This is a genomic window from Pseudomonas chaetocerotis (assembly GCF_015712105.2).
GTDB lineage: Bacteria > Pseudomonadota > Gammaproteobacteria > Pseudomonadales > Pseudomonadaceae > Aquipseudomonas > Aquipseudomonas chaetocerotis.
In genome coordinates this window covers 36,526-59,300 of the sequence record NZ_JACFYX020000011.1, presented here as the reverse complement: position 1 = coordinate 59,300, position 22,775 = coordinate 36,526, and the positions used below count along the sequence as shown (strand labels likewise).

18 protein-coding genes and 3 tRNA genes are annotated in these 22,775 nt (G+C 61.3%); 3 read left to right on the top strand and 18 right to left on the bottom strand.

Annotation, left to right across the window (positions count from 1 at the left end):
- Positions 1–53: 53 nt before the first annotated feature.
- From H3221_RS19030 to H3221_RS18990, 9 genes are all read right to left on the bottom strand, one after another.
- The gene (locus tag H3221_RS19030; RefSeq protein ID WP_196474878.1) at positions 54–1,901 is read right to left on the bottom strand and encodes a SurA N-terminal domain-containing protein; all 1,848 of its coding nucleotides are present in this window, start codon (positions 1,899–1,901) and stop codon (positions 54–56) included.
- A gap of 195 nt (positions 1,902–2,096) precedes the next feature.
- Positions 2,097–2,369 carry a nucleoid-associated protein HU-beta gene (gene hupB / locus H3221_RS19025; protein ID WP_003239952.1) on the bottom strand — a complete coding sequence of 91 codons (273 nt, stop codon included), beginning with the start codon at positions 2,367–2,369 and terminating at the stop codon, positions 2,097–2,099.
- A 135-nt stretch (positions 2,370–2,504) separates the two neighbouring features.
- A complete protein-coding gene (gene lon, locus H3221_RS19020; RefSeq protein WP_196474879.1) occupies positions 2,505–4,901 on the bottom strand; it encodes an endopeptidase La in 2,397 nt (798 codons plus the stop codon).
- Positions 4,902–5,050: 149 nt separating this feature from the next.
- Positions 5,051–6,331 (bottom strand): ATP-dependent Clp protease ATP-binding subunit ClpX, encoded by a 1,281-nt coding sequence (gene clpX / locus H3221_RS19015; RefSeq protein WP_017676722.1) that lies wholly within the window; start codon positions 6,329–6,331, stop codon positions 5,051–5,053.
- A gap of 107 nt (positions 6,332–6,438) precedes the next feature.
- On the bottom strand, positions 6,439–7,080 hold the full coding sequence (gene clpP, locus H3221_RS19010; RefSeq protein WP_004424103.1) for an ATP-dependent Clp endopeptidase proteolytic subunit ClpP: 642 nt from the start codon (positions 7,078–7,080) through the stop codon (positions 6,439–6,441).
- A 94-nt stretch (positions 7,081–7,174) separates the two neighbouring features.
- The gene (gene tig, locus H3221_RS19005) at positions 7,175–8,485 is read right to left on the bottom strand and encodes a trigger factor (protein ID WP_169968105.1); all 1,311 of its coding nucleotides are present in this window, start codon (positions 8,483–8,485) and stop codon (positions 7,175–7,177) included.
- Positions 8,486–8,613: 128 nt separating this feature from the next.
- Positions 8,614–8,698 (bottom strand) — tRNA-Leu (locus H3221_RS19000).
- Positions 8,699–8,754: 56 nt separating this feature from the next.
- Positions 8,755–8,830: transfer RNA gene (locus tag H3221_RS18995), tRNA-His, on the bottom strand.
- A 39-nt stretch (positions 8,831–8,869) separates the two neighbouring features.
- Positions 8,870–8,946, bottom strand: a tRNA-Arg gene (locus H3221_RS18990).
- A 269-nt stretch (positions 8,947–9,215) separates the two neighbouring features.
- Between H3221_RS18990 and folD the strand changes: the two genes are divergently transcribed.
- A complete protein-coding gene (folD, locus tag H3221_RS18985) occupies positions 9,216–10,070 on the top strand; it encodes a bifunctional methylenetetrahydrofolate dehydrogenase/methenyltetrahydrofolate cyclohydrolase FolD (RefSeq protein ID WP_112211693.1) in 855 nt (284 codons plus the stop codon).
- Between the two features lie 60 nt (positions 10,071–10,130).
- On the opposite strand, the gene H3221_RS18980 is transcribed toward folD, so the two are convergent.
- From H3221_RS18980 to H3221_RS18955, 6 genes are read right to left on the bottom strand one after another with little or no spacing between them, the layout of a single operon-like run.
- Positions 10,131–11,873 carry an ABC transporter substrate-binding protein gene (locus H3221_RS18980; RefSeq protein WP_196474880.1) on the bottom strand — a complete coding sequence of 581 codons (1,743 nt, stop codon included), beginning with the start codon at positions 11,871–11,873 and terminating at the stop codon, positions 10,131–10,133.
- 51 nt (positions 11,874–11,924) lie between these two features.
- A complete protein-coding gene (locus tag H3221_RS18975) occupies positions 11,925–12,197 on the bottom strand; it encodes a DUF2160 domain-containing protein (protein ID WP_196474881.1) in 273 nt (90 codons plus the stop codon).
- A 12-nt stretch (positions 12,198–12,209) separates the two neighbouring features.
- Positions 12,210–13,010: a carbohydrate ABC transporter permease gene (locus H3221_RS18970; RefSeq protein ID WP_160017905.1), complete on the bottom strand. Its 801-nt coding sequence runs from the start codon at positions 13,008–13,010 to the stop codon at positions 12,210–12,212.
- An 8-nt stretch (positions 13,011–13,018) separates the two neighbouring features.
- Positions 13,019–13,882, bottom strand: a complete 864-nt coding sequence (locus tag H3221_RS18965) for a carbohydrate ABC transporter permease (RefSeq protein ID WP_196474882.1) — start codon at positions 13,880–13,882, stop codon at positions 13,019–13,021.
- Positions 13,879–14,976 (bottom strand): ABC transporter ATP-binding protein, encoded by a 1,098-nt coding sequence (locus H3221_RS18960; protein ID WP_196474883.1) that lies wholly within the window; start codon positions 14,974–14,976, stop codon positions 13,879–13,881. The genes H3221_RS18965 and H3221_RS18960 overlap by 4 nt, the downstream gene beginning before the upstream one ends.
- Positions 14,976–16,070, bottom strand: a complete 1,095-nt coding sequence (locus H3221_RS18955) for an ABC transporter ATP-binding protein (protein WP_196474884.1) — start codon at positions 16,068–16,070, stop codon at positions 14,976–14,978. Before H3221_RS18955 ends, H3221_RS18960 begins: the two co-directional genes overlap by 1 nt.
- 259 nt (positions 16,071–16,329) lie before the next feature.
- Between H3221_RS18955 and H3221_RS18950 the strand changes: the two genes are divergently transcribed.
- Both H3221_RS18950 and blaPRC read left to right on the top strand, forming a co-directional pair.
- Positions 16,330–18,159: a sigma-54-dependent Fis family transcriptional regulator gene (locus H3221_RS18950; RefSeq protein WP_196474885.1), complete on the top strand. Its 1,830-nt coding sequence runs from the start codon at positions 16,330–16,332 to the stop codon at positions 18,157–18,159.
- Positions 18,160–18,254: 95 nt separating this feature from the next.
- Entirely contained in the window at positions 18,255–19,394 is a 1,140-nt protein-coding gene (gene blaPRC, locus H3221_RS18945) for a PRC family class C beta-lactamase (RefSeq protein ID WP_196474886.1), read from the top strand.
- Positions 19,395–19,501: 107 nt separating this feature from the next.
- Here blaPRC and H3221_RS18940 read toward each other — a convergent pair whose 3' ends face one another.
- The 3 genes from H3221_RS18940 to H3221_RS18930 all read right to left on the bottom strand — a co-directional run bounded on the left by H3221_RS18940 (position 19,502) and on the right by H3221_RS18930 (position 22,759).
- Positions 19,502–20,629: an acyl-CoA dehydrogenase family protein gene (locus tag H3221_RS18940; protein WP_196474887.1), complete on the bottom strand. Its 1,128-nt coding sequence runs from the start codon at positions 20,627–20,629 to the stop codon at positions 19,502–19,504.
- A gap of 84 nt (positions 20,630–20,713) precedes the next feature.
- Entirely contained in the window at positions 20,714–21,904 is a 1,191-nt protein-coding gene (locus H3221_RS18935) for an acetyl-CoA C-acyltransferase (RefSeq protein ID WP_196474888.1), read from the bottom strand.
- A gap of 87 nt (positions 21,905–21,991) precedes the next feature.
- Entirely contained in the window at positions 21,992–22,759 is a 768-nt protein-coding gene (locus tag H3221_RS18930; RefSeq protein ID WP_196474889.1) for a 3-hydroxyacyl-CoA dehydrogenase, read from the bottom strand.
- Positions 22,760–22,775: the final 16 nt, after the last annotated feature.

Sequence of the window (22,775 nt, the reverse complement as noted above, 5' to 3'; positions counted from 1 at the left end):
GTGCGGGTTTTTTATTGCCTGCTCAAGCCTCCGTAGGAGGCACCTGAGCGACTTTAGAAGCGCTCGACATCAGCCTGGGCTTCCAGCTGCTTGCGCAGTGCGGCGAAGTCCTGCTGACCAGCTCGCGACGCCAGGAAGTTGCGATACATGGCGATTTCTTCGTCAGCCAGCGCTTCTTCCGGCACATTCACACCATCGAGGCGCAGCACGACGTAGTCGCCATTGTTCAACGTCACACCGGCGAAAGTCGGCTCACCCGCCTTGGCTGGCTTGGGCATGCGGAACAACGTCTGAAGCACTTTAGGCTCGACGCCATCCTGGCTGCGAGTGGCCGCCTCCTGGACCTGCCAATCAGTAGCAACCTGCTCACCAGTCTGGGCAGCAGCCAGTAGCTTCTCACCCTCGGCCTTGGCCGCGGCACTGGCACGCTCCTGCTGCAGATGGGCACGAATGCTTTCAGCGACCTGTTCCAGAGGCAGCTGCTCGGGCTTTTTGTGTTCCTTGACGCGCACGACGACGACGGTGCTCGGGTCCAGCTCGATGGTCGAGCTGTTGGTGCCATCTTCCAGAACTTCAGGACTGAATGCAGCCTGCAGCACCTGACGGTTGGCAGTAATGCCAGTCGCACCACCTTCACGACCGAAGGCTTCGCTGGTCTTGACCTCAAGCCCTAGCTCCTGGGCCGGCTGAGCCAGATCCGATGCTTCGAATGCAGCGTCTTCCAACTGCTTGGTCACCTCGACGAAGCGCTGCTCGACCTGCTGCGCCTTGAAGTCACGCGCCAGCTTGTCCTTGAGACTGTCGAAGCTTGGCACTTCTGGAGCCTGGACACCCAGCAGCTTGATCAGATGCCAGCCGAATTCGCTCTGTACCGGTTCGGAAACCTGCCCCTGCTGCAGGGCATAAAGCGCCTCCTCGAAGGCCGGATCGTAAACGCCAGGGCCGGCGTAACCCAGATCACCACCATCGGCAGCCGAACCCGGGTCCTGCGAGAACTCCTTGGCCAGGGCAGCAAAGTCTTCGCCAGCGTCCACACGCGCCTTGATCTCTTCGATCTTGGTACGCGCGGCCTGGTCATCGCCCTCGATAAGGATGTGCGCAGCCTGACGCTGCTCAGCCAGGTTGGCGATCTCGCTCTCATACAGTGGCTGCAGGTCGTCATCGCTGACTTCGACCTGATCGAAGAAGCTGTCCTTCTGCAGTTCGACGTACTCCAGCACGACCTGCTCAGGGCTCATGAACTCGCTGGCGTGCTCGTCGTAATAGGCGCTGACGTCGCTATCGCTCAACTCGATCGCTGTACTATCGGCCTTGATGGTGAGGCTGGCGAAGTCGCGGGTCTGGCGCTCGAGATTGGCGAAGGCACGCGCCTCCTGCTCGGTGACGAAGCTACTGGCACCGAGACCGGCACGCAGTTGCCCGATCAGCATTTCCTCTTCCAGCATCTGGCGGAACTGCAAGCGGGTGTAACCCATCTGGCGAATGACCTGATCGAAGCGTGCGGCATCGAAGCGGCCATCTACCTGAAATTCGGGAGTTTGCAGAATCACCTGATCCAGCGATCCCTGCGAGAAGGCGAAATGAGCGTCATCGGCTGCTTGCAGCAGCAGCTTGCGCTCGATCAAGCCCTTGAGCGAAGCCTCACGCAGCAGGTTGTCATCGAGCAACGAGGCATCAAAATCGCGACCCAGTTGCTGCAGCAGTTGACGACGCTGCATTTCAACGGCCTGGTTGAGCTCGTTGAGGGTAATGGTGTCACCGTTCACGTCGGCCGCATTGTTGCGATTGCTGGTCCCTGTGACGATGGCTTCGAAACCGGTAAACGCCATCAGCATCACAATGAGGCCGATGATGATTTTGGCAATCCAACCGCGTGAATTGTCCCTGATGTTTTGCAGCATGCTTCCCCCAGAACGACTGTACAGAGTCACCAGCCGCGCAGTGTGGGTAATGTCCAGATAGAAGAAAGGCGCATCCTTGGATGCGCCTTCTCGTAACGCGTCAAGCGGTCAGAGCAGAAGAGTCTAGGACTACCTGCGCTGCCCCTTGACAGCCGCCAGGCTGAACCTGGTCGGCGAGGCAAACCCAGAAGACGCTTAGTTGACGGCGTCTTTCAGAGCCTTGCCAGCTTTGAAGCCTGGGATCTTGGCAGCAGCGATGCTGATCGGCTTGCCGGTCTGCGGGTTGCGACCAGTGCGAGCAGCACGTTCTTTGACAGCGAAGGTGCCGAAGCCAACCAGCACAACGGAGTCACCAGCCTTCAGAGCGCCAGTGACGGATTCAATCACTGCATCCAGCGCGCGGCCAGCAACAGCTTTCGGGATATCAGCAGATGCAGCGATGGCATCAATCAGTTCCGACTTGTTCACTCTAAGTCCCCTTATTTCTGTTGAGTTTGTTTCTTGATTTTTAGTGTAAGCAAAGCGGGTGCTGGATGGCCTGCCGACACAATAAAAGCCGCTTTATAACAAGGGCTCAAAAATTGTGTCAAGGAAGCCCTCCGGCTAATGCGTGCTAATTCGCTCCTTGGAATCAGACTCGCGCTTGTCATCCGTTGCAACCATCTCCGGAGCCGCATCGGGCAAGGGCTCCGGGGCGTATTGCAGCGCAATTTGCAGGACCTCGTCAATCCATTTAACCGGTTTAATCTGCAGGTCTTGCTTAATATTTTCCGGAATTTCCTTCAGATCACGCACATTTTCCTCGGGAATGATCACCGTCTTGATCCCACCCCGATGAGCTGCCAGAAGTTTTTCCTTGAGACCACCAATGGCCAGTACCTGGCCACGCAGGGTGATTTCTCCGGTCATGGCAACGTCCGCCCGCACAGGAATCTGAGTCAATGCCGATACCAGCGCCGTGCACAACCCAATGCCCGCGCTCGGGCCGTCCTTGGGCGTGGCACCTTCCGGCATATGGATATGAACGTCGCGCTTCTCGTTGAAATCAGCCGGGATCCCCAGGCTTTTCGCGCGACTGCGAACCACCGTCATGGCCGCCGTCATCGACTCTGCCATGACATCACCCAGCGAGCCGGTCTTGATCAGATTGCCCTTGCCAGGCACCACAGCCGTCTCAATGGTGAGCAGCTCACCGCCTACCTGTGTCCAGGCAAGACCGGTCACCTGACCGATCTGATCCTGCTGTTCAGCGAGACCATAGCGATGCTTGCGCACCCCCAGGAAGTGCTCCAGGGAATCTGCACTGACGCTGACCTGGAAACGCTTCTCGCGCACATGTTCCTTGACCACTTTGCGGCAGACCTTGGCGATTTGCCGTTCCAGACTGCGCACGCCAGCTTCACGCGTGTAGTAACGAATGATGTCGCGAATCGCCGACTCATCCAGTTCCAGTTCACCCTTCTTCAGACCATTGGCCTTTATCTGCTTGGGCGCCAGGTACTTGATGGCGATGTTGACCTTCTCGTCCTCGGTGTAACCCGGCAGGCGAATGACCTCCATCCGATCCAGCAGCGGGCCGGGGATGTTCATCGAGTTGGCGGTGCAGAGGAACATCACATCCGACAGGTCATAGTCGACCTCCAGATAGTGATCGTTGAAATTGTGGTTCTGCTCAGGGTCGAGCACTTCGAGCAGCGCCGAGGCAGGATCGCCGCGCATGTCCTGACCCATCTTGTCGATCTCGTCGAGCAGGAACAGCGGGTTGCGCACGCCGACCTTGGTCATCTTCTGAATCAGACGACCCGGCATCGAGCCGATGTAGGTGCGGCGGTGACCACGAATCTCGGCCTCGTCACGCACGCCACCGAGCGCCATGCGCACGAACTTGCGATTGGTGGCAGTGGCGATGGACTCGGCCAGCGAGGTCTTGCCCACGCCAGGCGGGCCGACCAGGCACAGCACCGGCCCCTTGAGTTTCTTCACCCGCTTCTGCACGGCGAGATACTCGAGGATGCGCTCCTTGACCTCCTCCAGACCGTAGTGATCGGCATCGAGAATGGTCTCGGCACGCGCCAGATCCAGACGAACCTTGCTCTCGGCCTTCCACGGTACATTCACCAGCCAATCGATATAGGAGCGCACCACCGTGGCTTCAGCGGACATCGGCGACATCTGCTTGAGCTTGTTCAGCTCGGCATTGGCCTTGGTCAAGGCTTCCTTGGTCAGCCCCGCGTTATCGATGCGCTTGCGCAGTTCATCGAGCTCACTATGACCTTCATCGATATCGCCCAGCTCTTTCTGAATGGCCTTCATCTGCTCATTCAGGTAGTACTCACGCTGGCTGCGCTCCATTTGCTTCTTCACGCGCCCACGAATACGCTTCTCGACCTGCAGCAGGTCGATCTCGGCATCCAACAGGGCCAGTACGTGCTCGACGCGAGCGGACAGCGAGGTGATTTCGAGGATTTCCTGCTTCTGCTCGATCTTCAGCGCCATATGAGCGGCCATGGTGTCGACCAGGCGGCTGGGCTCATCGATGCTGTTGAGCGAAGACAGGACTTCGGCCGGGACCTTCTTGCCCAGCTGCACGTACTGTTCGAACTGGCTGAGCAGACTGCGAGTAAAGACTTCAGATTCACGCTCGGCAGTTTCGCCCTCCTCAATCAGCTGCACTTCGGCACGGCAATGATCATCGAGCTCGATGAAACGCTCGATCGAGCCGCGCTGCTCACCTTCGACCAGCACCTTGACGGTGCCGTCGGGCAGCTTGAGCAACTGCAGGACGGTGGCAACGGTGCCAACGCGATACAGATCCTGATCATCCGGATCATCGACGGCCGGGTTCTTCTGGGCCACCAGCAGGATCTGCTTGTCGCCCGTCATCGCTGCCTCGAGGGCCTCGATGGATTTCTCACGCCCGACGAAAAGCGGGATGACCATGTGCGGATAGACCACTACATCGCGCAATGGCAGGAGAGGCAATTCGATGGTTGTCTTCATGATTTCGGCTCAGCGGCGGCCATGAGGCCGTAAACAGGCGGGATTACCCTTGGCTTTTAAGATGGGGGTAGCTCCCGTAAAAAACAAGCGCAATGTCCACAAAAGCGAAGGGGCCCGAGGGGCCCCTTCCTTGCATCGTGTAACAGCCGTCAGGCGTCTGGCGCGGCCTTCGCCGGCGGTTCGCTGTTCTCGTAGATCAGCAGCGGCTTGGACGAACCCTCGATGACGCTCTCGTCGATCACCACCTTGCTCACGTCCTGCTGGGACGGGATCTCGTACATGGTGTCGAGCAGAATGCCCTCGAGAATCGAACGCAGGCCACGAGCACCGGTCTTGCGCTCCAGCGCCTTCTGCGCCACGGATTTCAGCGCATCGGAACGGAACTCCAGGTCCACGCCTTCCATCTCGAACAGCTTGGCGTACTGCTTGGTCAACGCGTTCTTCGGCTCGGTGAGAATCTGCACCAGAGCAGCCTCGTCCAACTCCTCCAGTGTCGCGATCACCGGTAGACGACCGACGAACTCGGGAATCAGGCCGAATTTGACCAGATCGTCTGGTTCGACCTCACGCAGAGATTCGCCGATTTTCTTGCCTTCCTGCTTGCTGCGCACTTCTGCACCGAAACCGATACCGCCTCGGGTGGAGCGGGCCTGAATGACTTTCTCCAGGCCGGCGAACGCACCGCCACAGATGAACAGGATGTTACGCGTATCAACCTGCAGAAACTCCTGCTGCGGATGCTTGCGCCCGCCTTGCGGTGGAACCGAAGCCACGGTGCCCTCGATCAGCTTGAGCAGCGCCTGCTGCACGCCCTCGCCCGACACATCACGAGTGATCGACGGGTTGTCGGACTTGCGCGAAATCTTGTCGATTTCGTCGATGTAGACGATGCCCATCTGGGCCTTCTCGACATCGTAATCGCACTTCTGCAGCAGCTTCTGAATGATGTTCTCGACGTCCTCACCGACATAACCGGCTTCGGTCAGGGTGGTGGCGTCAGCGATGGTGAACGGTACGTTGAGCAGGCGTGCAAGCGTTTCGGCCAGCAGCGTCTTACCCGAACCGGTCGGACCGATCAGTAGAATGTTGCTCTTGCCCAGCTCGACATCATCTTTCTTGTCACGCTGATTAAGACGCTTGTAGTGGTTGTATACAGCTACCGACAGCACTTTCTTCGCGCGCTCCTGACCGATCACGTACTGATCGAGGATGCCGCTGATTTCCTTGGGTGCCGGAAGTTTGTGCGCGCTGCTCTCAGCCTGTGCCTCCTGCACCTCCTCGCGGATGATGTCATTGCACAGGTCGACGCATTCGTCGCAGATGAAGACGGAAGGACCGGCGATCAACTTGCGCACTTCATGCTGGCTTTTGCCGCAGAAGGAGCAATAAAGCAGTTTGCCGTTGTCCTCACCGTTACGGGTATCAGTCATTCGATCAATCCAATACGGTAGGCTTGAAACACAAGATGAAGGCAAATGCGGGCATTTTCAAGGGCGCAGCTCGCGTCAGTGAAGGATGCCCGCAACCAGCGCCTTATCTAGACCGGCATTTGACGCTTTTCGTGCACGGCATCGACGAGACCATATTCCACGGCGCGCGAAGCGCTCATGAAGTTGTCGCGGTTGGTATCACGCTCGATGGTTTCCAGGCTCTGACCGGTGTGCTGAGCCAGCAGCTCGTTCAAGCGCTCACGGATAAAGAGGATTTCCTTGGCGTGGATCTCGATGTCCGAAGCCTGCCCCTGGAAGCCGCCCAGCGGCTGGTGAATCATCACACGCGAGTTCGGCAGGCAGAAACGCTTGCCCTTGGCGCCGCCCGCCAGCAGGAAAGCACCCATGCTGCAGGCCTGACCGATGCAGGTGGTGGACACATCCGCCTTGATGAACTGCATGGTGTCGTAGATCGCCATGCCGGCAGTCACCGAGCCACCCGGCGAGTTGATGTACAGGTGAATGTCCTTGTCCGGGTTCTCTGCTTCCAGAAACAGCAGCTGGGCGCAGATCAGGTTGGCCATGTAGTCCTCGACCGGGCCAACCAGAAAGATCACGCGCTCCTTGAGCAGACGCGAATAGATGTCATAGGCACGCTCGCCACGAGCGGATTGCTCGATGACCATCGGCACCAGGCCGCCAGCGGCCTGGATTTCAGGCATGTTTTGCATAAAAGGATTGCGGGACATGTCTTGCGCTCACTCCCTAATAGTCATGTCTCAAATACACATAAGCCAGCACGGAGGCTGGCTTATGGTGGTGTACTCGAACGAGGTTACCAGATCAGTCGGCTTTAGGAGCTTCCGCCGGCTTGACTGCGTCTTCGTAGGAAACCGCTTTATCGGTCACGTTGGCCTTCTGCAGAACAGTATCTACAACTTGCTCTTCCAGTACAACCGAACGCACTTCGTTCATCTGCTGGTCGTTCTTGTAGTACCAGGCAACGACCTGCTCAGGCTCCTGGTAAGCCGAGGCCATCTCTTCGATCAGCTCGCGTACGCGGGCTTCGTCAGGCTTGAGATCGAACTGCTTGACCACTTCAGCAACGATCAGGCCCAGCACCACACGGCGCTTGGCTTGCTCTTCGAACAGCTCGGCCGGCAGCTGGTCTGGTTTGATGTTGCCACCGAACTGCTGAACGGCCTGCACGCGCAGACGGTTCACTTCGTTGCCGATCAGCGCCTTCGGCACTTCGACCGGGTTGGCAGCCAACAGGCCGTCCATTACCTGGTTCTTGACCTTGGACTTGATGGCCTGACGCAGTTCGCGCTCCATGTTCTTGCGAACTTCGGCGCGGAAACCTTCCAGACCACCTTCCTTGATACCGAACAGGGCGAAGAACTCGTCATTCAGCTCAGGCAGTTGCGGGGCGGAAACGCTGTTCACGGTAACGGTGAACTCGGCGGTCTTGCCGGCCAGGTCGAGGTTCTGGTAATCCTCGGGGAAGGTCGGATTGATCACGCGCTCTTCACCGGCCTTGGCACCAACCAGGGCGTCTTCGAAGCCCGGGATCATGCGGCCGGAGCCCAGCACCAGCTGGGTGCCCTTGGCGCTACCGCCAGCGAAGGCTTCGCCGTCGATCTTGCCGACGAAATCGATGTTCAGCTGGTCGCCATTCTCGGCAGCGCGCTCAACAGCTTCGAAACGAGTGTTCTGCTTGCGCAGGATGTCGAGCATGTTGTCGACGTCGCTGTCAGCCACATCGGCTTCCAGGCGCTCGATGGCAATGGACTCGAAACCGGAAACCTGAAACTCGGGGAACACTTCGAAGGTAGCGACGTATTCCAGATCCTTGCCCTTCTCGAAGGACTTGGGCTCTACAGCCGGAGCACCGGCCGGGTTCAGCTTCTGCTCGACCACGGCTTCATAGAAGGTAGCCTGGATCAGGTCGCCCAGTGCTTCCTGACGAGCGGTATCTTCGTAGCGCTGACGGATCACGCTCATCGGCACCTTGCCAGGACGGAAGCCAGGAACCTTGGCACGACGGGCAGTCTGCTGCAGACGCTTGTTGACTTCGGTCTCGATGCGCTCGACGGGTACGCCGACAGTCATGCGGCGCTCAAGAGCAGAAGTGCTTTCAACAGAAACTTGCATGGATATTCCTCGTTGCACAGACATAAGCCGGCTCGAACCGGCCCCGAATCAAGGCCAAGCATTCTAGAGGGTCAATGTGCAGAAGTCACCCTAGAAGCAGGCGGCAGTCGGGAGGGGCTATATAAAGATGGTGCGGACGGAGAGACTCGAACTCTCACACCTTGCGGCGCCAGAACCTAAATCTGGTGTGTCTACCAATTCCACCACGTCCGCGTGGCTTTGCAGCTTAAAACAAAAACGCCAGGCTTTTGGCCTGGCGCCTTGGAATATGGGGTGGACGATGGGAATCGAACCCACGACACCAGGAGCCACAATCCTGTGCTCTACCAACTGAGCTACGCCCACCATATTGCATTTGCTTACTCGATTTGCCTGACCGCCAAATGGCGCACCCGGCAGGACTCGAACCTGCGACCATCCGCTTAGAAGGCGGATGCTCTATCCAGCTGAGCTACGGGCACTTATCCATCCGCTAGCGCAGACTTACAAGCTTTTGGCTCCAACCTCACCACCAGGGCTTGGCTCTTGCCGCCTCACCCAGCGAGTGGCTGTTCCTGAGAAGCGGGGCGAATGTTATAGACGGCTCCCAACCTCGTCAACAGAAATTTTCAAAAAAATTCAGCGATTTAAAGGAGTTACGCGAAAACGACGGCAGGCGCCTTTGCCCGGATGAGCGCCCATGCGAGAATGCGCATCCTTTTTTCATCCTTATTAATGGTTAACCAGCGCAATGACCGCACAACTGATCGACGGCAAGGCGATCGCCGCCAGCCTCCGCCAGCAGATTGCCCAACGTGTCGCCGAACGCCGTAAGCAAGGCCTTCGCGCGCCAGGCCTGGCCGTGATCCTGGTCGGCACCGATCCCGCCTCCCAGGTCTATGTGTCACATAAACGCAAGGATTGCGAAGAGGTCGGCTTTGTTTCCCGCGCCTATGATCTGCCGGCAGAGACCAGCCAGGCCGATTTGCTCGCGCTGATCGACGAGCTCAACGAAGACCCGGCCATCGACGGCATCCTGGTACAGCTGCCGCTGCCGGAGAATCTGGACTCGTCCCTGCTGCTCGAACGCATTCGCCCGGACAAGGATGTCGATGGCTTCCACCCCTACAACATTGGTCGTCTGGCGCAGCGCATGCCGCTGCTGCGCCCGTGCACACCGAAGGGCATCATGACCCTGCTGGAAAGCACGGGCGCCGATCTCTACGGCATGCATGCGGTAGTGGTTGGCGCCTCCAATATCGTCGGCCGACCAATGGCCATGGAGTTACTGCTGGCCGGTTGCACCGTGACCGTCACCCACCGCTTCACCAAGGATTTGGCTACTCACGTCGGCCAGGCCGATATCGTCGTGGTTGCCGCAGGCAAACCTGGGCTGGTCAAGGGTGAGTGGATCAAGCCAGGCGCCATCGTCATCGACGTCGGCATCAACCGTCAGGAAGACGGCAAGCTCGTCGGCGACGTGACCTTTGATGCCGCCCTGCCCCGTGCCGGCTGGATCACCCCGGTTCCAGGCGGCGTTGGCCCGATGACCCGCGCCGGTCTCCTGGAAAACACGCTGCACGCGGCCGAACATCTGCATAAATAAGCAGCGTTGCACAACGAACAACGGCACCCAAGGGTGCCGTTGTCGTTTCTGACGTGCGGATCAGTTGCGCGACTGTTCCCAGGACTTGAGCAACTCGTCATAGGCGATGGTTTCGCCCTTGGGTTTCTCGTTGGCCAGCTTGGGCTTCGGCGCACCAGGCTGGTCGAACCAGTATTGCGGATCACGCGGCTCGTTCAGTTTCGGCCCGCACTCACCCAGCACACCCGAGCGTTCCAGGCGACCGAGCATGGTGTCCTGCGCCGCGGCCAGGCCATCGAGCGCCTGTTGCGGGGTCTTGTCACCACTGGCCGCTTCGGCGATGAATTGCCACCACAGCTGAGCCAGACGCGGATAATCCGGCACGTTGGTACCGGTCGGCGTCCATTGCACGCGTGCCGGGCTGCGGTAGAACTCAACCAGGCCACCGAGCTTGGGCGCCACGTCGGTCATCGCCTGCGAGTTGATGTCCGACTCACGAATCGGTGTCAGGCCGACCAGGGTCTTCTTCAGCGACACGGTCTTGGAAGTGACGAACTGGGCGTAGAGCCAGGCGGCCAGGCGCTGTTTCTCCGGGGTGGACTTGAGGAAGGTCCAGGAGCCGGCGTCCTGATAGCCGAGCTTCATGCCCTCCTCCCAGTACGGCCCTTTCGGCGAAGGCGCCATGCGCCACTTCGGCGTACCGTCTTCGTTGACCACCGGCAGGCCCGGTTTGGTCATGTCGGCGGTAAAGGCGGTGTACCAGAAGATCTGCTGGGCGATCGCGCCCTGCGCCGGCACCGGGCCGGATTCGGAGAAGGTCATGCCCTGCGCTTCCGGCGGCGCGTACTGGCGCATCCAGTCGACGTATTTCTGGGTGGCGAACACCGCCGCCGGCCCGTTGGTGTCACCACCGCGGGCGACACTGGAACCCACCGGCCGGCAGCCGTCAACACGAATGCCCCACTCGTCCACCGGAAGGCCGTTGGGCAGGCCCTTGTCGCCGCCGCCGGCCATGGAGAACCAGGCATCGGTGAAACGCCAGCCCAACGATGGGTCTTTCTTGCCGTAGTCCATGTGGCCATAGACACGCTGACCGTCGATTTCCTTGACGTGCACCGAGAAGAACTCGGCGATGTCCTCGTAGGCCGACCAGTTGACCGGCACGCCCAGCTCGTAGCCGTAGATTTCCTTGAACTTGGCCTTGAGTTCCGGACGCTCGAACCAGTCGGCGCGGAACCAGTAGAGGTTGGCGAATTGCTGGTCGGGCAATTGATACAGCTTGCCGTCCGGCCCGGTGGTAAAGGAAGTGCCGATGAAGTCTTCGAGGTCCAGGGTCGGTGAAGTGAAGTCCTTGCCCTCACCCTCGATCATGTCACTGATCGCCACGGCCTTGCCGTAACGCGCATGGGTGCCGATCAGGTCGGAGTCGTTGACCCAGCCGTCGTAGATGTTCTTGTCCGACTGCATCTGCGTCTGCAGTTTCTCGACAACGTCGCCTTCCTGCAGCAGATCGTGGCGCAGCTTGATCCCGGTGATCTCGCTGAACGCCTTGGCCAGCACCTTGGACTCGTATTCGTGGGTGGTGATGGTTTCCGAAACCACGCTGATGTCCATGCCGCGAAACGGCTCGGCGGCCTTGATGAACCATTTCAGCTCTTCGAGTTGCTGTTCGGGCGTCAGGGTCGAGGGATTGAACTCATCATTGATCCATTTCTTCGCGGCCTCTTCATAGGCATCCGCCCAGGCCGCACCGCTCAAACCGGACAACGCCAGCAGGGCGGCCAACGCCATGCTATGTCGGGTCTTGTTGTTATTGTCGAACATAGAGACCTCCATCTCAGGATTTGGGGAGAGGCATACCGGCGGCAGCCCGGCTCAGCCCCAGCGCATGACTGCGCACAACCACAACAGCGATAGCAGCGACGCTATCCACACGCTCCAGTCGGTCACGCCTATCACCAGCAGATGCAGGTAGGCGCTGCCGAGCAGACCGATGAACAACCGATCACCCCGGGTGGTGGTGATCGGCAGAAAACCCTTGCGCTCGACGCACGGCCAGCGCAGCTCCACCAGCGTCATGCCGGCCAGCAGCAAGGCGATGCCGGCGAAGAACAGCGCGGTCGGTAGAGTCCAGGCCATCCAACTCATGACGAACCTCCCTTACACGCGACCGAGGGCGAAGCCCTTGGCCACGTGATTACGAACGAACCAGATCACCAGCATCCCCGGCAGGATGGTCAACACCCCGGCGGCAGCCAGCACGCCCCAGTCGATCCCCGAGGCGGAGACGGTACGGGTCATCACCGCCGCGATGGGCTTGGCGTCCACCGAAGTCAGGGTGCGCGCCAGCAGCAGTTCGACCCAGGAGAACATGAAGCAGAAGAAGGCGGTGACACCGATGCCGGAGCGGATCAGCGGAATGAAGATCTTCACGAAGAATGTCGGGAAGCTGTAACCGTCGATATAGGCCGTCTCGTCGATTTCCTTGGGCACGCTGGACATGAAGCCTTCGAGAATCCACACCGCGAGCGGTACGTTGAACAGGCAGTGCGCCAACGCCACGGCGATGTGGGTGTCGAACAGGCCGATGGACGAATAGAGCTGGAAGAAGGGCAGCAGGAACACCGCCGGCGGCGCCATGCGGTTGGTCAGTAACCAGAAGAACAGGTGCTTGTCGCCGAGAAAGCGATAACGCGAGAAGGCATAGGCGGCCGGCAGCGCCACGCTGAGCGAGATCAGGGTGTTGAGGCTGACGTAATACAGCGAGTTGAGGTAACCCTCGTACCAGCTGCGGTCAGTGAAAATCACCCGGTAGTTGTCCAGGGTGAAACTCTGCGGCCACAGGCTGAGGCCACCGAGAATCTCGGTGTTGCTCTTGAACGACATGTTCAGCAGCCAGTAGATCGGCACCAGCAGGAACAGGAAATAGATCAGCAGTACCAGGCGTTTGCGCAGCGTCATGGTCGGCCTCAGCGGTTTTTGTCGTCGTGAGTCATGGCGGTGTAGAACAGCCAGGACACCAGCAGGATGATCAGGAAGTACACCAGCGAGAACGCTGCCGCCGGGCCCAGGTCGAACTGGCCGATGGCCATTTGCGTCAGGGTCTGGCTGAGGAAGGTGGTGGCGTTGCCCGGCCCGCCACCGGTGAGCACGAAGGGCTCGGTGTAGATCATGAAGCTGTCCATGAAGCGCAGCATGACCGCGATCAGCAGCACGCTCTTCAGCTTGGGCAGTTGGATATGACGGAACACCGCCCAGTTCGACGCACGGTCGATGCGCGCCGCCTGGTAGTAGACGTCGGGAATGGCGCGCAGCCCTGAGTAGCACAGCAGCGCCACCAGCGAGGTCCAATGCCAGACATCCATGATCAGCACCGTCACCCAGGCGTCCATGGTGTTGGATGCATAGTTGTAGCTGATGCCCAGCGCATTCAGCGCCCAGCCCATCAGCCCGATGTCGGCACGGCCGAAGATCTGCCAGATGGTGCCCACCACGTTCCACGGAATCAGCAGCGGAATGGCCATCAGGATCAGGCACAGCGACGCCCAGCGTCCGCGCGTGGGCATGCACAGGGCAATGGCGATGCCCAGCGGAATCTGGATCAGCAGCACGCAGGCGGAAAAGATGAACTGGCGCAGCAGCGAATCGTGCAGGCGTGGGTCCTGCAGCACCTGGCGATACCAATCGACCCCGACGAAATAGCGCGTGGACGGGTCGAAGATGTCCTGCACCGAATAGTTGACCACCGTCATCATCGGCACGATGGCGCTGAACGCCACCAGCAGGAACACTGGCAGCACCAGCCACCAGGCCTTGTTGTTCTGCACCTTCATGACGCCACCTCCACCAGGTAGTCGTCGGCGTAAAGCATCAGCCACTGCGCCGGGAAGCTCAGGTAGACCTGCTCACGCGGCACCGGCTGGTCTTCCTGCAGGCGCGCCTTGAGTACCTGGCCGTCAAGGTCGAAGGTGAGGATCTTGTAGGTGCCAAGATCCTCGACGTGCAGCACCTGGCCACACAGCGCGTCCTCGTAGGCACCATCCCAGATATGCACGAACTCGGGGCGGATACCGACCTGCAGGCGTTTGCCCTGCAGGTCGGCGAGACGCTGGTTGAGCGCGTCGGAGAGGGGCAAGACCGTTCCGGCAAAACGCACCCCGCCCTCACAGCGCTGCACGTCGATCAGATTCATGCCCGGGCTGCCGATGAAATAGCCGACGAAGGTGTGTCCGGGGCGCTCGAACAGCTCGCGCGGCGTGCCGAACTGGACGATCTGCCCGCCATACATCACCGCGATCTTGTCGGCGAAGGTAGAGGCCTCCAACTGATCGTGAGTGACGTAGACCATGGTGATGTTGAACTGCTCGTGAATCTGCTTGAGCTTGCGCCGCAGCTTCCACTTCAGGTGCGGGTCGATCACTGTCAGCGGCTCATCGAAGAGAATCGCCGACACATCGTCGCGCACCAACCCGCGGCCCATGGAGACCTTCTGCTTCTCGTCGGCGGTGAGGTTGCGCGCCTTCTTGTGCAGCAGCGGATGCAGCTCCAGCACTTCGGCGATCTCGTGCACCTTGCTCATCACCCGCGCCTCGTCCATGCCCTGGTTGCGCAGTGGGAAGGCCAGGTTGTCGAACACCGTCATGGTGTCGTAGACCACCGGAAACTGGAAAACCTGGGCAATGTTGCGCGCCTGCGGCGACAGCGTGTTGACCGCCTTGCCGTCGAACTGCACTTCGCCCTGGGACGGGCTGAGCAAACCGGAGATGATGTTGAGCAATGTGGACTTGCCGCAGCCTGACGGCCCCAGCAGCGCGTAGGCGCCACCCTGCTGCCAGACATGGTTCATCTCGCGAATCGCGTAGTCTTCCGGCGCCTTCGGCACACCGCTGTAGCTGTGCGCGAGGTTGTGCAAGCGAATCTCGGCCATCAGGCGGCCCTCCCCTGGCGGCGACTGGGCGCCTGCACCAGTTGCCCATCGGCGGCGAAGACGAAGAGCTTGTGGGTGGGGATGTAGATCAGGATCGGCGTATCCACTGCGTACTCGTGCACCCCCGGCAGATGCAGCACCAACACGAACTGCTCGTTGCGCACGTGAAGGAAGGTTTCCGAGCCGCTGATCTCGGCCAGCTCCACGGTCACCGCCAGCTCCAGGTCATCGTCGTTGGACGGCACCAGGCCGATATGACTGGGGCGCACGCCGAAACGGTACTCGCCCTCGGCGATGCCGCGCAGATCGGGATTAAGCGGAAAGTGCACGCAATCAGCGAAACTCACCTCGGAGCCGCTGATGCGTCCGGGCATGAGGTTGATCGCAGGTTCCGAGAACAGCTCGGCGGCCAGCACCTGCTGCGGACGGTGATAGACCTCGGCGGTCTTGCCACTCTGCACCACCCGGCCCTCGTGCAGGATGGTGGTGGTTCCGCCCAGGGCCAGCGCCTCGTTGGGCTCGGTAGTGGCGTAGATGGCGATGGTGTGGCGAGCCTGAAACAGCTCGCGCATTTCCTGGCGCAGCTCCTCACGCAGTTTGTAGTCGAGGTTGACCAGCGGTTCGTCGAAGAGGATCAGCGACGCGTCCTTGACCAACGCCCGGGCCATCGCCGTGCGCTGCTGCTGGCCGCCGGACAGCTCCAGCGGATAGCGCGACAGCAGTTTTTCGATGCGCAGCATGCGTGCGGTGGCCTCGACCTTCTCGACGATCTGCTCCTTGGCTACACCGGCCTGGCGCAGGGGCGAGGCGATGTTCTCGAACACCGTCAGAGTCGGGTAGTTGATGAATTGCTGATAGACCATCGACACGTTGCGCTGGCGCACCGGCACACCGGTGACATCCGCGCCGTTCATCAGCACGCGGCCGCTGCTGGGGCGATCCAGCCCGGCCATCAGTCGCATCAGGCTGGTCTTGCCGGCCAGGGTCCGGCCAAGCAGGACGTTGAAGGAGCCGGGTTCGAAACTCAGGCAGGCATCGTCGATATGCACCTGGCCGTCGACGATACGGGTGACGTGTTCGAGCTTGAGCGACATGGCCTGTCCTTTTTCTTGTCGTGCCATTCGGTTGCGAACATCAATAGCGACAAGCGTGCCAGCGCCCAAAAATCAGACGTATCTCTTTGATGGTAATTAATAAATCCGCCAAGACTCATCGGCGCGCCAGTTTTTCACTGAACACTTTTGAACAGTCGAATGTGAACAACTGAACAATTCGTTCGTTGACTTTGAACAGGCTTGAACGAAACTGAATCGATCGCGGCGCAGATCGCGAACCAACAAGAAGAGATCATGTATGACTGAAGCTGCCCGCGCGCCGGCGCACGACACCCTCATCCAGGAGTCCTGGTCGCGCTGTCGTGACTATGGCCTGACCCATCAGAGCCCGCCGCGCTTCGACCCCCCACCTGCCGGCGAACTTTCGGCTCTGCTGGAAAGCCGCCAGGCCCTGGTGCAGACCACCCACCAGGAAGTGCTGCCCTACTACGGCACCATCCTCGCCAATTCCAACTGCCTGATCATGCTCGCCGACGATCAGGGCCGGCTGCTGCATTCCTGGGGCGACCAACGTTTCATCGAACCGCGCCAGGCCGCCGGCTTCGTCGCCGGCGCCAGTTGGCTGGAGCGCTACACCGGCACCAACGCCATCGGCACCGCGCTCAGTTGCGGCCAGGCGGTGCACATCCAGCACGACGAACACTTCCTAAAGGCCAACCGTTTCATGACCGGCTCGGCCTCGCCGATTTTCGACGAGCAACGGCGCATGATCGCCGTGCTCGACGTGTCCAGTGACAGCTACCTGCCGCCGGCGCACACCCTGGGCATGGTCAAGATGATGAGTCAGTCGGTGGAGAACCGCCTGATCCTCAAGCTGTTCGCCGACCATTACCACCTGCTCAGTTTCAACACCAGCCTGGACAACCTCGACAGCCCCTGGGCCGGCCTCGTGGTGTTCGACGAGCAGGGCCACGTGGTCTCCGCCAATCGCCGCGCCGACAACCTGCTTGGCCAACCCCTGACCTACGGCGCCATCGAACAGCTGTTCGACGTGCCGCTGCAACAGTTGCTCAACCAACCGGACGGCCAGCCCTTCAGCCTGCGCACCAGCGGCCACTTTCGCTTCCATGCTCGGGTACGTCGCCCTGCCCGCCCCGCTCCGATCCAGCCTCGCGACTTCCGCCCGCAAGCGCCGCAGAGCGCGCCGCAAGAGCCCCAACTGCATGCGCTGAGCGCGGGCGATGCGCGGATGGACAAGGCCGTGCGCCAAGCCGAACGCCTGCTGGAGAAGGACATTCCGATCCTGATTCAGGGCGAAACCGGTGCCGGCAAGGAGGTTTTCGTCAAGGCGCTGCACCGGGCCAGTTCGCGTGCCAGTCAGCCGTTCATCGCAGTCAACTGCGCCGCCATTCCAGCGGAGCTGGTGGAGTCGGAGCTGTTCGGCTACGAGAAAGGCGCCTTCACCGGCGCCAGCCAGAAAGGCCATATCGGCCTGATCCGCAAGGCGCACAAGGGCACGCTGTTTCTCGACGAGATCGGCGACATGCCGCTGCGCGTGCAGGCCCGCCTGCTGCGTGTGCTGCAGGAACGCTGCGTGCAGCCACTGGGCAGCAGCGACCTGCATCCAGTGGATGTACGCCTGGTCTCCGCTACCAACCGTCCGCTGCGCCAGGACGTCGACAACGGGCAATTTCGCGCCGACCTTTACTACCGCATCAGCGGTCTGAACCTGGAGCTGCCGCCACTGCGCGAACGCAGCGACAAGCAGGCGCTGTTCCATAAACTGTGGGAGCAGCACCGCGAACCCCACCAGCGCGCGGGTATCAGCCGCGAGGTACTAGAGCTGTTTCAGCATCACCCCTGGCCAGGCAACCTGCGCCAACTCAGCAGCGTGCTGCGCGTGGCGCTGGCCATGGCCGACGACCAGCCCATCCGCGCCGAACACCTGCCGGACGACTTCTTTCTTGACCTGCCAACGGACACGACCCTGCAAGCACACCCCGAGCCCGACGATCTGGCCAGCCAGTACCAGGCGTGCGGCGGTAACATCTCTTACCTGGCCCGCCACCTTGGTCTGAGCCGTAATACCCTGTACAAGCGCCTGCGCGAACAGGGTGTCAGGCCCTGAACCATTGTTCGAAAAATCGGCCCAAGCCATAGATTTGCCACCGCACTCGCTCGCCGAGCAGGACAGACATCGTCCCGCCACGAAAGGAACTCACCATGCGTCACCTGTACCGCCCCCTGTTCGCTGCCCTGACGCTGCTGGCCGCCAGCCAGGCGCCGGCCTCGCCCTCACTGGACAAACAGGTGGGCGCCGCCGTGAAGCCGATCATGCAGAGCTACGCCATCCCCGGCATGGCCATCGCCATCAGTCACAAGGGGCAGCAACATTTCTTCGAATACGGCGTCGCCTCACGTGAGAGCGGCCAGGCCGTGGATCGCCACACCCTGTTCGAACTGGGCTCAATCAGCAAACTGTTCACCGCCACCCTTGGCGCCTACGCCGAGGCCAGCGGTACGCTGAACCTCAGCGACAACGCCAGTCAGTATCTGCCGGTTCTGCGCGGCACCGCCTTCGATCACATCAGTCTGCTGGATCTGGCCACCTACACCGCAGGTGGCCTGCCACTGCAGTTTCCGGATGCGGTCAGCAGCGAACGACAGATGCTCGACTACTACCGCAACTGGCAGGCGGTCTATCCGCCGGGTATGCAGCGGCTGTATTCCAACCCCAGCATCGGCCTGTTCGGCCACCTGGCAGCCGCCAGCCTGGCCAAGCCGTTTCAGCAGTTGATGGAGAAGGACCTGCTGCCACAACTGGGCATGCAGGAAAGCTACGTACGGATACCGGCCGAGCAGATGAGGCGCTATGCCTGGGGCTACCGCGATGACAAGGCCGTGCGCGTGAGCCCCGGCGCGCTGGATGCCGAAGCCTACGGTTTGAAATCCACTGCTGCCGACATGCTGCGCTTCATCGACGCCAACCTGCACCCGGGCAAGCTGCCCGCACCGCTGCGCCAGGCCATCAGCTCCACTCATCGCGGCTACTACCAGATCGGTGACATGACCCAGGCCCTGGGCTGGGAGCGTTACGCCCGCCCCATCAGCCTGGAGAAACTGCAGGCTGGCAACTCCGCCGAGATGGCGCTGCAGCCCCAGCCGGTGAAACGCTTCAGTGCTCCCGAACGGGCCGAAGGTGACCTGCTGCTGAACAAGACCGGCTCGACCAATGGTTTCGGCGCCTACATTCTGCTGCTGCCGACGCGCGATACCGGCCTGGTGATACTCGCCAACCGCAACTACCCGAATGCAGAGCGTGTGCGCCTGGCGCTGCAGTTGCTCGAGGCCATCGATCACTAGCGCCATGCGTTACCAGGCGGTATTGGTGCACCTTACAACCCGCTGCAACCGTACAGGTCATTCGTGGGGGAGGCTCATAGGCCGGCGCAGCCTACGTAAGCCGGCACCTACAAGCCGCGCGCGATCACCATCCGCTGCACGTCGCTGTTGCCTTCGTAGATCTGACACACACGCACGTCGCGGTAGATGCGCTCGACCGGGAAATCCTTGAGGTAGCCGTATCCACCTAACGTCTGGATCGCCGCCGAGCACACCCGCTCGGCCATCTCCGAGGCGAACAGTTTAGCCATCGAGGCCTCGGTCAGGCACGCCTGGCCCGCTTCGCGCAGGCTGGCGGCGTGGTGCACCATCTGCCGCGCCACGGCGATCTGCGTGGCCATATCGGCCAGGCGAAAGGCTACGGCCTGGTGCTCGATGATCGGCTTGCCGAAGGTCACCCGTTCATGGGCGTAATCACGCGCCACCTCGAATGCCGCCCGCGCCATGCCCACCGCTTGCGCGGCGATACCGATACGTCCGCCTTCCAGGTTGGCCAGGGCGATGCGATAGCCTTCGCCCTCCTCGCCCAGGCGCAGGCTGGCCGGAATATGTACTTCGTCGAGTTGGAGCTGACAGGTGTCGGAAGCATGCTGACCGAGCTTGTCCTCGACCCTGGCCACGGAGAATCCCGGCGTGTCGGTCGGCACGATAAAGGCACTGATGCCCTTCTTGCCGGCTTGCGGGTCAGTGACGGCGAACACGATGACCATGCCGGCATGACTGCCGGAGGTGATGAACTGCTTGGCGCCGCTCAACACATAGTGCTCGCCGTCACGCCGGGCGCGGGTGCGCAGGTCGCTAGCGTCGGAGCCGGCCTGCGGTTCGGTCAGGGCGAAGGCACCGAGCATCTTGCCCTCGGCCAACGGACGGAGAAAACGCTGCTTCTGCTCCTCGCTGCCATATTTGAGGATCGGCATGCAGCCTACCGAGTTGTGCACGCTCATGATGGTGGAACAGGCGCCATCGCCAGCCGCCACCTCCTCCAGGGCCATGGCGTAGGCCAGGTGGCCGGTCTCGGCGCCGCCCCACTGCTGCGGCACCAGCATGCCCATGAAACCCAGTTGTCCCATCTCGGCGATAGCCTCGGCAGGGAAGCGATGCTCGCGATCCCAGTCGGCGGCGAAGGGTTTCAGCCGTTCCTGGGCAAACTGGCGGGCCATGTCACGGATGAGGATTTCTTCTTCGTTGGGCAGCATGGCTGGCTCCATACGTAGGGTGCGCAGAGCGCACCGCTGGTTGGCGGAAACTCTCGGTGCGCACAGCGCACCCGAGAGGTCGAGTCAATACAACTCGATAGCCACGGCAGTGGCTTCACCGCCGCCAATGCACACGGAGGCTACGCCACGCTTGAGCCCGCGCTGCTTAAGCGCCGCCAGTAGCGTCACCAGAATGCGAGCACCGGATGCGCCGATGGGATGGCCCAGGGCGCAGGCGCCGCCGTTTACGTTGAGTTTGGCGTGATCGATGCCCAATTCACGCATGGCCACCATCGGCACCACGGCGAACGCTTCGTTGATCTCGAACAAGTCGACCGTCTCCAGTGGCCACTCGATACGCGCCAGCAAGCGCTGGATCGCCGAAACCGGAGCGGTGGTGAACAAATTCGGCGCCTGGGCGTGGCCAGCATGACCGACGATGCGCGCCAGCGGCGCCAGGCCGCGTTCCTGAGCCTCGGACAGGCGCATCAGCAGTAGCGCGGCGGCGCCATCGGAAATGGAGCTGGCATTGGCCGCCGTCACCGTTCCGCCTTCGCGAAACGCCGGCTTCAGGGTGGGTATCTTGTCCGGGCGGGCCTTGGGCGGCTGTTCATCGCTGCCGATCTGGCGCCGTTCACGCCCCTGTGGCGCCTCCACGGCAACGATCTCACTGGCGAAACTGCCGTCCGTTATCGCCTGCTGGGCGCGACGCAGCGACTCCAGGGCATAGGCGTCCTGCTCCTCGCGACTGAAGCGATACTGCTGCGCGCAATCCTCGGCAAAGGTGCCCATCAGCCGACCGCGCTCGTAGGCGTCCTCCAGACCGTCGAGGAACATGTGGTCGAGCACCTGGCCATGGCCCATGCGATAACCACCACGGGCGCGCGCCAGCAGGTACGGCGCATTGGACATGCTCTCCATGCCGCCGGCCACCAGCACCTCGCTGCTGCCGGCCAGCAACTGGTCGTGACCGAGCATCAGCGCCTGCATACCGGAGCCACACATCTTGTTCAGCGTGGTGCATTGCACCGCCTGGCTCAGCCCTGCGCCCAACGCGGCCTGGCGCGCCGGTGCCTGGCCCTGTCCGGCCTGCAGTACGCAGCCCATCAGTACCGTGTCCACTGCCTCGGCCGCGAGCCCAGCACGCTCCAGGGTCGAGCGGATGGCTGCGGCGCCCAGTTCAGCCGCCGTCAGGCCGGCCAGATCACCAAGAAAGCCGCCCATGGGCGTGCGCACTGCGCTGACGATAACCACGGGGTCGAGTTGCTGTTTCATGAGTTTCACCTTCGAATCGCGTAGCCCGGATGCAATCCGGGAAATCTGCGTGAGTTCCTCCCGGATTACATCCGGGCTAGCTGTCCGTTACTTCGCCGCCATGCGCAGCGCGCCATCGAGGCGGATCACCTCGCCATTGAGCATCGGGTTCTCGACGATATGCCGTACCAGTGCAGCGTATTCGTCGGGTCGTCCCAGGCGCGGAGGGAACGGCACGTTGGCCGCCAGCGAATCACGCACCTCCTGCGGCATACCGGCCATCATTGGCGTCTCGAACACACCGGGTGCAATGCACATCACGCGGATGCCCGAGCGCGCCAGATCACGCGCCGCCGGCAGCGTCAGCGCGGCGACGCCGCCCTTGGAAGCAGCATAGGCGGCCTGGCCCATCTGCCCATCGAACGCTGCCACCGAAGCAGTATTGATGATGACCCCACACTCGCCCTCGGCGTTCGGCGTGTTCTGCGCCATGGCTTCGGCAGCCAGACGCAACAGGTTGAAGCTGCCGATCAGATTGATCTCGACGGTACGCCGGAAGCTGTCCAGGCCATGCGCTCCACTACGCCCCAGCACCTTCTCGGCCGGTGCGACGCCGGCGCAGTTGACCAGTCCGTGCAGCGCACCGAATGCCGCCAGCGCCTGCGCCACCGCTGCGTGGCCGTCCTCTTCGCAGGTGATGTCGGCACGCACGAAGCGAGCGTTGGCGCCCAGCTCGGCGAGCGCCCGCTGGCCCGCTTCTGCGTTGATATCCAGCAACACCACCTTGCCGCCCTGCCCGACCAGTGCCCGGGCGGTGGCCAGACCAAGACCGGAGGCGCCGCCACTGATCAGGAATACGGAGTGTTCGATATGCATGATGAGGCCTCCTTGA